Annotated in this window: 12 protein-coding genes; 10 read left to right on the forward strand and 2 right to left on the reverse strand. The window is 41.5% G+C overall.

Annotated elements, in window-relative coordinates:
* The first annotated feature begins 2 nt into the window (after positions 1–2).
* The 4 genes from VZD24_RS00580 (at position 3) to VZD24_RS00595 (ending at position 4,400) form a co-directional block, all read left to right on the forward strand.
* Positions 3–494, forward strand: coding sequence for an acyl-CoA carboxylase biotin carboxyl carrier protein subunit (locus VZD24_RS00580; RefSeq protein WP_279447471.1), 492 nt, complete (start codon positions 3–5; stop codon positions 492–494).
* Entirely contained in the window at positions 490–1,929 is a 1,440-nt protein-coding gene (gene accC, locus VZD24_RS00585) for an acetyl-CoA carboxylase biotin carboxylase subunit (RefSeq protein ID WP_342686713.1), read from the forward strand. The genes VZD24_RS00580 and accC overlap by 5 nt, the downstream gene beginning before the upstream one ends.
* Positions 1,930–2,009: 80 nt before the next feature.
* Positions 2,010–3,551 carry an acyl-CoA carboxylase subunit beta gene (locus tag VZD24_RS00590; RefSeq protein WP_342686644.1) on the forward strand — a complete coding sequence of 514 codons (1,542 nt, stop codon included), beginning with the start codon at positions 2,010–2,012 and terminating at the stop codon, positions 3,549–3,551.
* Between the two features lie 87 nt (positions 3,552–3,638).
* Positions 3,639–4,400: an exodeoxyribonuclease III gene (locus VZD24_RS00595; protein ID WP_342686643.1), complete on the forward strand. Its 762-nt coding sequence runs from the start codon at positions 3,639–3,641 to the stop codon at positions 4,398–4,400.
* A 3-nt stretch (positions 4,401–4,403) separates the two neighbouring features.
* On the opposite strand, the gene VZD24_RS00600 is transcribed toward VZD24_RS00595, so the two are convergent.
* Complete coding sequence (locus VZD24_RS00600; protein WP_342686642.1) at positions 4,404–5,174, reverse strand: patatin-like phospholipase family protein; 771 nt, start codon at positions 5,172–5,174, stop codon at positions 4,404–4,406.
* 257 nt (positions 5,175–5,431) lie between these two features.
* Between VZD24_RS00600 and VZD24_RS00605 the strand changes: the two genes are divergently transcribed.
* The 4 genes from VZD24_RS00605 to VZD24_RS00620 all read left to right on the forward strand — a co-directional run bounded on the left by VZD24_RS00605 (position 5,432) and on the right by VZD24_RS00620 (position 8,332).
* A complete protein-coding gene (locus VZD24_RS00605) occupies positions 5,432–6,064 on the forward strand; it encodes a Crp/Fnr family transcriptional regulator (RefSeq protein ID WP_342686641.1) in 633 nt (210 codons plus the stop codon).
* Positions 6,065–6,177: 113 nt separating this feature from the next.
* Positions 6,178–7,200 carry a c-type heme family protein gene (locus VZD24_RS00610; protein WP_342686640.1) on the forward strand — a complete coding sequence of 341 codons (1,023 nt, stop codon included), beginning with the start codon at positions 6,178–6,180 and terminating at the stop codon, positions 7,198–7,200.
* Positions 7,201–7,203: 3 nt separating this feature from the next.
* Entirely contained in the window at positions 7,204–7,800 is a 597-nt protein-coding gene (locus VZD24_RS00615) for a methyltransferase domain-containing protein (protein WP_342686639.1), read from the forward strand.
* Positions 7,801–7,879: 79 nt separating this feature from the next.
* A complete protein-coding gene (locus VZD24_RS00620) occupies positions 7,880–8,332 on the forward strand; it encodes a methyltransferase family protein (protein WP_279447484.1) in 453 nt (150 codons plus the stop codon).
* Between the two features lie 131 nt (positions 8,333–8,463).
* Here VZD24_RS00620 and upp read toward each other — a convergent pair whose 3' ends face one another.
* Positions 8,464–9,132, reverse strand: a complete 669-nt coding sequence (gene upp / locus VZD24_RS00625) for a uracil phosphoribosyltransferase (RefSeq protein ID WP_279447485.1) — start codon at positions 9,130–9,132, stop codon at positions 8,464–8,466.
* A gap of 140 nt (positions 9,133–9,272) precedes the next feature.
* On the opposite strand from upp, the gene VZD24_RS00630 reads away from it, so the two are divergent.
* Both VZD24_RS00630 and VZD24_RS00635 read left to right on the forward strand, forming a co-directional pair.
* On the forward strand, positions 9,273–9,671 hold the full coding sequence (locus tag VZD24_RS00630) for a hypothetical protein (RefSeq protein WP_342686638.1): 399 nt from the start codon (positions 9,273–9,275) through the stop codon (positions 9,669–9,671).
* A 145-nt stretch (positions 9,672–9,816) separates the two neighbouring features.
* The gene (locus tag VZD24_RS00635) at positions 9,817–14,148 is read left to right on the forward strand and encodes a CusA/CzcA family heavy metal efflux RND transporter (RefSeq protein ID WP_342686637.1); all 4,332 of its coding nucleotides are present in this window, start codon (positions 9,817–9,819) and stop codon (positions 14,146–14,148) included.
* Positions 14,149–14,150 lie beyond the last annotated feature (2 nt).

Consider the following 14,150-nt stretch of genomic DNA (forward strand, 5'->3'; position numbering starts at 1 on the left):
TTATGAAAGAAAAATTTAAGGCGATTGTAAATGAAAACTTTGAGTTTTCGCTGCATTCGAAAGATTTGGAAGCATTGGATGTTATTTCGGACAATAAAATTTCCAACATTATCTACAAAAACAAGTCGGTTGCGGTGGAAATGATCGCGGCAGATTTTCATAAAAAAACATATACTTTATCAATAAACGGCAGTCGTTTTCAAGTTAAAATTGAAAATGAACTGGACGCTTTAATTACTAAAATGGGGCTTTCGTTGGGCAATGCTTCGGTAGAAGATGAAATACACGCGCCTATGCCGGGCATTATTTTGGAGGTAAATGTAGCTGAAGGCGATAAAGTTGAAAAAGGCGATTTCCTCTGTGTTTTGGAGGCGATGAAAATGGAAAACACCCTCACTGCACCGCGGGATGGCGTTATAAAATCTGTAAATATTTCCAAAGGCGAAACGGTAGATAAAGGGAAATTGCTAATTGAATTAGAAAACAATGATTAAAAAAATATTGATTGCCAACCGTGGCGAAATAGCGTTGCGCATAATGAAAACCGCCCAGAATATGGGTATTAAAACCGTGGCTGTATTTTCGGAGGCCGATAGAAATGCGCCCCACGTAAAATTTGCCGACGAAGCCGTTTGCATTGGGCCGCCGCCTTCAAACGAATCGTATCTTTTGGGCGATAAAATTATAGAAGTTGCCAAGGAATTAAAGGTTGATGCCATTCATCCGGGTTACGGGTTTTTGAGTGAAAATGCCGAATTTGGCGAAAGCGTTGAAAAAAGTGGGATGATTTTTATCGGCCCTAAATCGCACGCCATTCGCGTTATGGGCAGTAAGCTCGCTGCAAAAGATGCAGTAAAGGAATACAATATACCAATGGTTCCCGGCACCGATGAAGCCATAACAGATGTTGCTGCAGCGAAGGAAATAGCAAAGGAAATTGGATTTCCAATTCTTATAAAAGCCTCTGCCGGCGGTGGGGGAAAAGGTATGCGCATTGTTGAAAACGCCAAGGAATTTGAAGACCAAATGAAACGCGCCATTAGCGAAGCCGAAAATGCCTTTGGCGACGGTTCGGTTTTTATTGAAAAATTTGTCACTTCGCCCCGCCATATTGAAATCCAGGTTTTAGCAGATAATTTTGGGAATACGGTACATCTTTTTGAGCGCGAGTGCAGCATTCAGCGGCGCCACCAAAAAGTGGTGGAAGAAGCGCCATCATCAGTGTTAACTCCAGAATTGCGTAAAGAAATGGGCGAGGCAGCGGTAAAGGTTGCCAAGGCCTGCGATTATGTGGGCGCGGGAACGGTAGAGTTTCTTTTGGATGAGCAGCACAATTTCTATTTCCTCGAAATGAATACGCGGCTGCAAGTAGAGCATCCCGTTACCGAACTTATTACGGAACTCGATTTGGTGGAGCAACAAATAAGGATTGCCAATAACGAAAAACTTGCCTTTGCGCAGGACGATCTAAAAATCACGGGCCACGCTTTTGAACTGCGGGTATATGCCGAAGACCCGTTAAACAATTTTATGCCAAGTGTGGGCAAACTGGAAGTGTATCGCCCACCGAGCGGAAAGAATATTCGCGTGGACGATGGGTTTACCGAAGGAATGCAAGTACCCATCCAATACGACCCTATGCTCTCAAAACTTATAACCTACGGTAAAACGCGAAACGAAGCCATGCAAACTATGTTAAAAGCTATTGCAGATTACAACGTTGAAGGGGTTAGTACCACGCTGCCCTTCGGAAAATTTGTTTTTGAGCACGAGGCTTTCCGAAGCGGAAATTTCGACACCAATTTTGTAAAGAAATACTATTCCGAAGAAAAGCTTCAAGCCATCAATGAAGAGGAAGCTAGAGTAGCTGCACTTTTCGCATTAAAACACTATTTAAAAGATACAGAGAAACTCAGATTGCCAAAATAAATCCTTTGCGCACTCCGCGCCTCCACGGTGCATTTTTTACCGCAAAGCGGCAGAGGACTCAGAGAAAAAATATTAAAAGAATGACCGACAACAATAAAAAACTGCAAGAAATACTTTCCGAAGCCAAAATGGGCGGCGGCGAAAAACGCATTGCAAAACAACACGAAAAGAAAAAACTCACCGCTCGCGAGCGCGTGGAATATCTTTTAGACGAAGGCTCTTTTGAAGAGATGGGCATACTTGTAACCCACAGAACCACCGACTTTGATATGCAAAAAGAAGTGTATTACGGCGATGGGGTGGTTACTGGTTACGGCACCATTAACGGGCGTTTGGTGTATGTTTTTGCACAGGATTTTACGGTTTTTGGGGGCGCACTTTCAGAAACACATGCCGAGAAGATTTGTAAAATTATGGATCACGCGGTAAGCGTTGGCGCGCCGGTAATTGGTTTAAACGATTCGGGTGGGGCTCGCATTCAGGAAGGCGTACGATCTTTGGGCGGCTATGCCGATATTTTTTATAGAAATGTACAAGCTTCGGGTGTGGTGCCGCAGATTTCGGCAATAATGGGACCCTGTGCTGGTGGGGCCGTGTATTCGCCGGCGATGACCGATTTCACTTTAATGGTGCAGGACAGCAGTTATATGTTTGTTACGGGGCCGAACGTTGTAAAAACGGTAACCAATGAAAATGTTACTTCCGAAGAATTGGGCGGGGCACGAACCCATGCTACCAAAAGCGGAGTGACGCATTTTACCGCGGCAAACGATATTGTGTGTTTGGAACAGATTAAAACCTTGCTCAGCTACCTTCCACAGAACAACAAAACCATTACTGATAAACTTCCTTTTGAAGTTGGTGACGAATTTCGGGATGAACTGGAAACTATTGTCCCGGATTCCGCAAACAAACCTTACGATATGCACGACGTAATTAAGGGGATAATTGATGCGGATTCCTTTTTTGAAGTACACAAGGACTACGCCGATAATATAATTATTGGATTTGCGCGGCTTGGCGGCAGAAGCATAGGTATAGTTGCAAACCAACCGATGAGTTTGGCGGGAGTATTGGATGTGGATAGTTCAAAAAAAGGAGCTCGTTTTACGCGTTTCTGCGATTGTTTTAATATTCCACTGTTGGTTTTGGTAGATGTGCCGGGCTTTCTTCCGGGCACCGATCAGGAATGGAACGGTATTATTTTGAATGGTGCCAAATTATTGTATGCTTTAAGTGAAGCGACTGTTCCGAGAGTTACCGTTATTACCCGCAAAGCCTACGGGGGAGCCTATGATGTAATGAACAGCAAGCACATTGGCGCAGATATGAATTACGCTTGGCCCACTGCCGAGATTGCGGTAATGGGGGCAAAGGGAGCCAGTGAGATTATCTTTAGAAAGGAAATCGCCGCTGCTTCAAATCCGGAGCTGAAACTCTCCGAAAAGGAAGCTGAATACGCTGAGAAATTTGCCAATCCGTTTAAGGCCGCACAACGCGGATTTATAGATGAGGTAATCCAACCGCGGGAAACCCGCAGAAAGCTGTTAAAGGCTTTTGCCATGTTGGAGACCAAGGATGTGCCGAAGCCGAACCGCAAGCACGGGAATATTCCGTTGTAGTTTGAGCAAAATATGCAACTTAATTGAAGACAATAAATGCCGTCGGGATGGGCGTTCCATTTTGCGGTATAACAAACACATATAGAAATGAAAATTATCTCCTGGAACATAAACGGTATTAGAGCCATAACCAAAAAGGATTTTTTTGAAGATTTTGCAAAATTGGATCCCGATGTACTGTGCTTACAGGAAACGAAGGCACAGGATAGCGAGGTTGCGAAGGCTTTATCTAAAATTGCCGGCTATAATCAATATTACAATTCTGCTGAAAGAAAGGGGTATTCTGGAGTGGCGGTTTTGAGTAAAGAAGAGCCTATTGCCGTAACCTATGATATGGGTGTGGCGGAACACGACAATGAAGGCCGGGTAATTTGTTTGGAATTTGCCGATTTCTTTTTGGTGAATGTATATGTGCCCAATTCCGGACAGAAACTGGAACGTTTGGATTACAGGCAAGGTTGGGACACGGATTTTAAAAAGTATCTTAAAAATCTTGAGGAAACAAAAGCTGTAATTCTATGTGGCGATTTAAACGTAGCGCATCGCCCTATTGATCTGAAAAACGACAAATCTAATTACAACAAAACCGCTGGCTATACCCAAATTGAAATTGATGGGATGGACAATTTGCTGGATGCTGGTTTTGTGGATACCTATAGGCATTTTAACCCCGATACAGTTGCCTACACCTATTGGAGCTATAGATTTAAAGCAAGGGAACGCAATACAGGGTGGCGTCTGGATTATTTTTTGGTAAGCGATCAATTGTTGGCTAAGGTTGAAGATATAGCCATATTGGCAAACTATTATGGCTCGGACCATTGCCCAATACAGCTTAAAATAAAGTAATTGTCAATTTTTAAAATCATTTATGTTCTCTTTAATGGCTTTAATTGTGGCGTTATAGCCCATTTCAAAAATAACATCGGTATTATTCAATCCAAACACGCCAAATTCGCCTAGATTTTTTGGAGCAATCACCAAGTCGCACATTTCAAACTTTGCAACCGAGTCGGCTTCTGCTCTAATTTTAAGCGCTCTATCGGCAACGGAATACGAGTATTTTAAATCTTTTATACTTACCTTTTTTATAGAGTTTATATACACGCCTATGATTTTATCGCAGTTTTTTTGAAGAGGTTCTACGGGAAAGTTGTTTAATATTCCCCCGTCTATGTAGTGTGATCCGTTTATTTCGGTAGGCGTAAAAACGCCGGGAAAGGAAGCTGAAGCTATAACCGGTTTTATAAGTTGGCCTTTGCTAAAAATCTTCAACTTTCCGGTTATTATGTTTGTGGCAGTAATAAACAATGGTTTTTTCAAGGCATCAAAATTATCTGCTGGAAGGAGTACTTTTAAATCGTCATAAAATTTTTCGGTATCTAAAAAGCCCGGTTTATTAAAGGCGAATCGTTTAGCGTGAAAAATAGAGGTGCTTTTAAAAAAACGCAATATTTCTGCCCAGGGAATACCGGCGGCATAGAGGGCGCCAACAATAGCACCAACGCTTGTTCCCGAAATATGGGTAGGCGAAATACCTACTTCTTTAAAGGCTTTTAATGCGCCTATATGTGCGGCACCCCGTGCGCCACCCCCGGAAAGAACCAATCCCAAATTCGTCATTGTATCAATTTAGCTAACAAATTTCTGAAAATTATTGTAAATATGTGGAATCAGGAAAATAATCGCGGCAAGAATTTATAGATACTTTTTAGAATGTAAACTATTAAACTCCAATAGATTGCTTTTTTACGAAACAAATGATTTTAATATTGAATGGTATTTCAGAAAACTGGAGCGACAGGAGAGACGGGCAGCCAAGGAAAAGTGATTAAAATTTGGTATTTTCGTCTTGAAAAAACAGTTTAAAAAATTGATTCATGCTCACGGATTTAAAAGAAAATTTCACCCATATATTTGAGGATGCCTTAATTGCCGAAATAAACCAAGTTGGCACTTTAAAGGAAGCAAAGGAAGGTGAAAAACTTATTGAAATTGGCGAATACGTTCGCTCTATGCCCTTATTGATTTCCGGAGCGATAAAAATATTAAGGGAAGATGAGGATGGCGATGAACTCTTGCTTTATTTTTTGGAGCGTGGCGATACCTGCGCTATGACCTTGACCTGCTGTTTAGGGCAGACCAAAAGCGAAATTCGCGCTATTGCAGAACTCGATACAACGCTGGTTATGATCCCTATACAAAAAATGGAAGAGTGGACGGGAAAGTATAAAAGTTGGCGCAATTTCGTTTTTCAGAGTTACCATGAGCGCTTAACGGAAATGCTGGAAACCATTGACAGTATTGCGTTTTACAATATGGATGAGCGTTTGGTGAAATATCTACAGAACAAAAAAAAGGTAACCAATGATTCGGTGATTAATTCTACCCATCAAGAAATTGCCTATGAGCTGCACACTTCGCGGGTAGTGGTATCGCGTCTGTTGAAAAAACTGGAGACGATGGGCAAGATTGAACTAAACCGGAACAGTATTAAAATAGTTTCACTGTAACAGTCGGGGCGATATTTTTTTAAGTTGAATAGGCTGCGATGTGTAACTTTTGTTACTGCACAATAGGTTGATACCATCTATTTTTGAAGTGTTGACACAACTAAATTAATTATATGAAATTTTTGGCTATACTTTTTTTAATTACGCTTTTTACGGCCTGTAATACCAATACGCGCAATGAATATTTGGCCATTGCTGAAAATGCGGGGGATGATACTACAGTGGGGTTTCAAGAACATCCCGGAAAAAAACTGATGGAGAACAATTGCTATGTTTGCCACAATCCCAAAACGGCCGAAGATGCTATGATTGCCCCGCCAATGATAGCGGTAAAGTTGCATTATATTTCTGAGGATATTTCAAAAGAAGAATTTATAGAAGCGATGGTTGCATGGGCTAAAAATCCTTCGGAGGAAACATCAAAAATGCCTGGGGCGATTAAGAAATTTGGATTGATGCCCTATCAATTCTACCCTGAAAATACCATTCGCCAGATTGCCGATTATATGTTCGATAGTGAAATTGAAGAACCAGAATGGTTTCGGGGGCATTATAAAAAAATGCACGGCGACCGTCCGCAAATGAAAGGCAAAATGGGGCGTGGAATGGGGAAAGGAAAGCACAGTGGTAAGGGCCAAAACAATACCGAACCTACTTTACAGGAACGCGGGATGCAGATGGCGCAGACCACCAAGGCCGCATTGGGAAAAAACCTGATGGGGCAGATTCAAAAAAATGGCGTGATTGCCGCCCTGGATTTTTGTAATATACAGGCCCTGCCAATAACCGACAGTATGGCTACGGTACACAAAGCGCATATTAAACGCGTTACCGACAAAACGCGAAATGCGCTAAATGCGGCGAACGCTTCCGAATTGAAATATATAGAAAACTTTAAAAAGCAAGTGGCGGCCGGTGAAGAAGTGAATCCTATACTGGTGGAAAAAAACATGGAAACTGAATTTTATTATCCTATTGTTACCAACAGTATGTGTTTAAAATGTCATGGCACCCCCGGAAAGGAATTGGAATCGCTCACCTTAGCAAAAATTCAGGAGCTGTACCCGAAGGATAAAGCTACTGGTTATGGCGAAAATGAAGTGCGTGGTATTTGGAGTATTCGATTTAAAAAATAACACATGAACTTCTACGAAACTTTTTGGAACCACAAATACCTCAGTGGGGAGACGGGTTGGGATATTGGCTACGTTTCCACCCCTATTAAGGAATACATTGATCAATTAGAAGATAAAAGTTTGAAGATATTAATTCCCGGCGGCGGTAATTCGTATGAAGCGGAATATCTTTTTAACAACGGGTTTACCAATGTTTTTGTGGTAGATATTTCGTCTATTCCGTTACGGAATCTGGCCAAACGGCTACCATCATTTCCAAAGGAAAATTTATTGCACGCAGACTTTTTCGACTTGGAAGACAGCTTTGACCTTATTTTGGAACAGACGTTCTTTTGTGCTTTGCAGCCTGTGCTGCGGGAGGATTACGTAACTAAAATGCATCAGCTTCTAAAGCCGGAAGGGAAATTAGTCGGACTTCTTTTTAATATTCCTTTGAATAATGACAAGCCTCCGTTTGGCGGGAATAAAGCTGAATATAAAAATCTTTTTTCCGAAAGATTCAAGATACAAATAATGGAAACAGCTTATAATTCCGTTATGCCCCGTGCGGGGAATGAACTATTTATAAATTTTAAAAAAAGGGGAGAACAAATAGAATAATTAATACAAAAGCTGGATTGTATTAGCGGGACAAATTCCTAAAAGTGGTTATATTCGGTAATAATTTAAAAATGCATCCTTGAGAATTCCAATTGCAGATATAGTATTTGTTTTGCTACAATTTGTTTTGTTTGTGGCATTTGTGTTTGATGTTGGGTCAATGCGCATTTACTTTCCAGAATGGTTGTTTTGGATTGGGGTGCTACTGCTAATTTTAGGGGCGTTAACTACGCTAATTGCCGTTTTACAACTCAATGTGCATCTATCGCCTTTTCCGAGTCCGCTACCCGGATCAAAACTGATAGTTACGGGAGTTTATAAATTTATCAGGCACCCGATATATACAGGAATTATGATAGCTTTTTTTGGGTTTGCCATTATTGCCGACTCGGGATATAAATTATTGATAACATTACTGCTAATAGTTTTATTTTACTTTAAATCCAAATACGAAGAGAGGCGTTTAGCAGCTATATTTCCAGGTTATTTGGAATATAAAAGGAAATCGGGACGGTTTTTCCCCGGGTTGTAAGCCATCGTTTTTTATGGTGAAAACATAGGTTGTTAGTTATATTTAGCTAGGCTCACGAAGCTGCACAAGAAAGTAAGTAAGTATATTTCCGCCGAAGGGCGTATAAAGTTCTGAAGCTAATTTCAGAATCACTAATCATTATTCCCATCGAGGCGTGGGCCATAGCAAAGATCGCCGGCATCGCCCAGGCCGGGAACAATATAGCCACGTTCGTTTAATTGGTTGTCCACCGCTGCAATCCACAGTTCGGTATCTGAAGGGAAAACAGTATCGGCCAAAAAGATTCCCGCTTTGGCGCCGATAATGGATATTAAATGAATTTTCTTTGGAATACCGTGCGTTTTTAGGGCGCGCAATACATTTTCAAACGTACGTCCGGTTGCCAGCATGGGATCTGCAAGGATTAGTGTTTTTCCTTCAATAGACGGGGAGGCGAGATACTCTACCTGTACTTCAAAATCGTCTGCTCCATTTGGGTGATGCCTATAGGCAGAGATAAAAGCATTTTCAACCCCATCAAACACATTGAGGATACCTTGGTGCAATGGCAATCCTGCGCGTAATACGGAACAGAGCACTATATCGGCATTTGGTACAGATACTTCCTTAGAGCCAAGGGGAGTTTTTACGGTGGTTGTTTGGTAGGGCAAGCTCTTGCTCATTTCGTAAGCCAGCAGTTCGCCCACGCGTTCTACATTTTTTCTAAAACGCAGGTAATCTTTTTGGATGGTAACATCGCGCATCTCGCGGATGTATTGATTGAGGAGGGAATTCTGTTTGCTGAAATCGTGAACTATCATGAGCGTAGGGTGTTTATGCGAATTTAAGGATTTATTCGGAATTTTAAAATAGTGGTTTTTAAGCTTGTCGGTTCTATTTAATATATAAAATTGACAACTATCATAAACCGATTGAAATAGATTTCATATTTTTGGAACTAGTGAAAACTATAATCGCCATATCGCTTTCTTTCCTCGTTTTATTTCAAAGCGTGGGGATTGGCGTAAACGATATTTTACTATTGGGGCATTTTATGGAACATGCCGAATATCACTCCGAAAATTACGGCGATGATTTTCTCACTTTCTTTGAAAAGCATTACGGGTCGTTAAAATCTGAGCACGAAAAAAATCACAAAGAGGAAAAGCAGGAACATGAGGAGTTGCCTTTTCAACATGCATCCTGCCATCACTTAAGTACCGATGTAGTGGTTTTTCCTTATGAAATTTCAATTTTAAGAGGAGAGATTCCCTTAAACCACAGCCACACTTTTTACTATTTAAACCTATATTCTTCCTTGGAGAGAGTTTCTATTTTCCAACCTCCAAAATCTGCATAACTAAATAGACCGTTTTTGGAAATACTATTTCCAAAATTTATTGCGGTCGGGTTAATTCTATCCCATGATTTGGGATGGCTTTAATGAATTCCATTGTTTCATTTTTTACAGGTTTCGCTGTTAAAATTCAAAGATCAATTTAGTTATGCTTTCTAAAATTATTCAATTCAGTATAAACAACAAGCTCATTATTGGGCTGTTTACCCTTTTGTTGATAGGCTTTGGCGTGTTTTCGCTAACGCAGTTATCCATTGGAGCCGTACCCGATGTTACCAACAATCAGGTGCAGGTAATTACCACTTCCCGCAATCTTTCTACCCAAGATATGGAGCAGTTTATAACCTATCCCGTGGAGTTGGAAATGGCCAATTTGCCGGGGGTGGTTGAAATTCGTTCTGTTTCCAAATTTGGACTTTCGGTGGTTACCATAGTCTTTGAGGAAGAAATGGGCACCTATTTACCGCGGCAGCTTATTGCCGAAAAGATTAAATCGGCCGCCGAAAATATTCCCGAAGGCTTCGGTTCGCCGCAAATGGGTCCCATTACTACGGGCTTGGGCGAAATTTACCAATATATACTCGATGTAAAACCGGAGTTTAAGGACAATTATTCAATCACCGAGCTGCGAACCATTCAGGATTGGATAATTAAAAGGCAACTCTCGGGAATTCCGGGGGTGGTGGAGGTCAATACTTGGGGCGGCCATCTAAAACAGTACGAGGTAGCCATAAATACCCAAAAGCTGGCGGCCATGAATATTACGGCTTCTGAAATATTTACCGCTTTGGAAAAAAACAACAGCGTGTCTGGCGGGGGTTATATTGAAAAGGAGAACCAAGCCTATTTTATTCGGGGTGAAGGTTTAATTAACACTTTGGCGGATATTGAAAATATAGTGGTAAAGAGTGAAAACGGTTTCCCTATTTATGTGAAGGATATCGCGAAAGTACAATTTGGCAGTGCGCCGCGGTTTGGAGCAATTACAGGAAATGGGGAAGGCGAAAAGATTCTCGGGCAGGTTATGATGCTCAAGGATGGCAACTCAAACGAAGTAATTAAAGCGGTACAAGAGCGGGTTGCCGAAATTGCGGAAACGCTGCCAGAAGGGATTTATATAAATCCGTTTTTAGACCGGAGTGTGCTAATTGAAAAAACCACTTTTACCATTGCCGAAAACCTGATTCTCGGGGTGCTTATCGTAATTTTTGTGGTGGTGCTATTATTGGGGAATTTTCGTTCGGGCTTGGTAGTGGCTTCGGTAATACCGTTGTCGTTACTCTTTACGCTTTCTATGATGTACCTTTTTGGGGTAGATGCCAATTTGATGAGCATGGGCGCAATAGACTTCGGAATTATCATAGACGGCGCCGTGATTATCGTTGAATTTGTAGCTTTTAAAATCAGTTCCAATTCGTTAAAGTTAAACGCGCTGCCAGCTGCTGAAAGGCAAGGGGCAAAAGATGAGCTCACTGTAAAGAGTTCTTCAAAAATGATGAATTCCGCCATCTTTGGGCAGTTGATTATTTTAATTGTATTTATCCCCATTCTTTCGCTCAGCGGGGTAGAAGGAAAAATGTTTATCCCTATGGCGCAGACCTTTAGCTTCGCATTAATAGGAGCTATGTTGCTTTGCTTTACCTATGTACCGGTAGCTGCCGCCGTGTTTTTACGCCCTGTTTCAGCTTCAAAAAATAATATTTCCGTTCGTTTGATGGGGGCTTTAAGCCGATTTTACGAGCCAATTATTCGCTGGGCTTTGGGCGCACGAAAATTGGTCTTGGTTGCAGCGGGGCTTATACTAGCTGCCACCGTTTACCTTTTTACAACTATGGGCGGGGAGTTTATCCCTACGCTGGATGAGGGCGATTTTGTAATCCAACCCGTTCTAAAAACGGGGACGTCCCTCAGTAATACGATTGCCATTACAACGCAAATTGAAAATATATTACTTGATAATTTTCCCGAGGTAGATCAGGTGGTTAGCCGGATTGGCGCCGCCGAAGTACCTACGGATCCTATGTCTATGGAAGAAAGCGATGTTATAATTACTTTAAAACCCAAAAAGGATTGGGTTACTGCCAAGAGTAAAAATGAATTGGCAGAAAAGTTTAAGGAAGCCTTGGCGATAATTCCCGGGATGGAAGTAGAATTTACCCAACCAATTGAGATGCGCTTTAATGAGCTAATTACGGGAGTTCGCGCCGATATAGCCATTAAAATATTTGGGGAGGATTTAGATGTTTTGAGCAGCAAGGGCAACGAAATAAAGAATCTCGTTGAGAATGTGGCGGGGGTAGATGATATTATAGTTGAAAAAGTGGCGGGCTTGCCAGAGATGAACGTGAATTTTAAGCGAGCCAAAATTGCGCGCTACGGATTAAATATCAAGGATTTAAATGAAATGATAGCCATGGGATTTGCAGGAAAATCTGTGGGCAGCATTTTTGAGGGGGAAAAGCGTTTTGATTTGGTAGTGCGATTGGACGAAAACCACCGTCGCGATCTTTCAAATTTGCAAAATATGTATGTTGATACCCCTTCCGGGGAAAAAGTACCTCTGCGCGAACTTGCGGACATACAGTATGCTAAAGGGGCAGCACAGATTTCACGCGACGACACCAAACGCAGGATTGTAGTAGGAATAAACGTGCGAAGCCGCGATTTACAGAGTGTGGTGGATGAGGTACAAAAGTTAATAGACGATAATATAAAACTGCCTGTGGGCTACACCATTGATTACGGCGGGCAATTTGAAAACCTACAAAGTGCTAAAGAGCGACTTTTGGTGGCGGTTCCCGTGGCCCTACTATTAATTTTTGTACTGCTTTATTTCGCCTTTAAATCTGTAAAGGAAGCATTGATGATATACTCTGCTATTCCGCTAGCGGCGGTGGGAGGTGTTTTGCTGTTATGGCTGCGCGACATGCCATTTAGTATTTCGGCGGGAGTTGGGTTTATAGCGCTCTTTGGAATTGCCGTCCTCAACGGAATAGTATTGATAGAACACTTTAAAGAACTTAAAAAGGAAGGTATGAACAACACAACGGAACGTATTGTACAAGGTACCAAAGACCGGTTGCGTGCGGTTTTGCTCACTGCATCGGCTGCGGCACTCGGGTTTTTACCTATGGCAATTTCAACCAATGCCGGGGCCGAAATACAAAGGCCGTTAGCTACTGTGGTTATCGGGGGTTTAATAACGGCTACTGTTTTAACATTAATTGTTTTACCGGTGCTGTATTCAATTTTTGATTCGGATAAAACTACAAAACCCAAAAGATTGAAGAAGAAAGCCCTACCTATAACGGCAGTTATTTTGCTGCTTGGTTTTTCGGGAATTTCGCAGGAGTCTCCTAAATCCTTGACAGATTTACAACAAATGGCATTGACGAATAACGCCGGGTTAAAAGCGGCTTCCCTAAAAGTAGAAGAGGCCGATGCCCTAATAGGCAGTGCTTTTAACTTCGAAAAAACTACCGTATTTTATGAATTTAACGAAAATGATTTGGGGCCCAATAATGAGCCGCTGGAAGTTTTTGGAGTGGAGCAAAGCTTTCTGTTTCCCACGGTTTATTTTGCCGAACGGAATGTAAATAAACAGCAGTATAAAATGCAGACGAGTACGTTGGAACTTCAAAAACGCAAAACAGAAGGATTGGTTGCGGCTGCGTATTATCAGTATCAATTTGAAAAATACAAGGAAGGGGTTTACAAAAGTTTAGACAGCTTATATGTAAATTTTGCCCATGCCGCCCAGCGTCGTTTTGAACTTGGGGAGACCAATTATTTGGAGAAAATTACTGCCCGTGCCAAGCAGAAACAGTTGCAAACCGATTATCAGAAGAGTAGGGAAGGCGTGCAGATTGCACTGGAGCGTCTAAAAATGTTGGTACAGACAACAGACAGTTTGCAGATTGCCGATGTGGGATTAGAAAAAGTACAGCTTTTGCTACCTACTTTAGAGGCACATCCCGCCTTAGCGTATTATCGGGATAGGAACGAATTTTTTGAAGCCAAGGAAAAACTCGAAAAGCAGCACTTACTGCCGGATATAAGTTTTTCCTATTCGTTGGGAAGCAATTCGGGCTTGAGCCAAAATTTATACGCCTATCAAGTTGGGCTTAAGATTCCGTTGTTGTTTAGCGGAAATGCTTCCAAGATAAAGGCGTCCAAAATTGCAGCGGAATTCAGTAAACAAGAGGCGAAGGATTATGAAATTCACTTAAAATCGAAAAGGGTGCAATTGCTAAAAACGGTGACAAAATACAGAGAGGTGCTTCAATATTACGAAGGCGAGGGAAAATCGCTTTCGGAGGAAATATTAAAAACCGCAGACATCGGTTTTAAAAACGGCGAAATAGATTTCTTTCAATATATCCAAAGTCTTGAAAACGCTTACGAAATTGAATTGCAACATTTAGAAAATCTAAACAACTACAACCAGGCGGTTATCGCTTTCAATTATTTAACACTTTAAAA

It is taken from the genome of Aequorivita flava (assembly GCF_038742595.1).
GTDB classification, from domain to species: domain Bacteria; phylum Bacteroidota; class Bacteroidia; order Flavobacteriales; family Flavobacteriaceae; genus Aequorivita; species Aequorivita marisscotiae.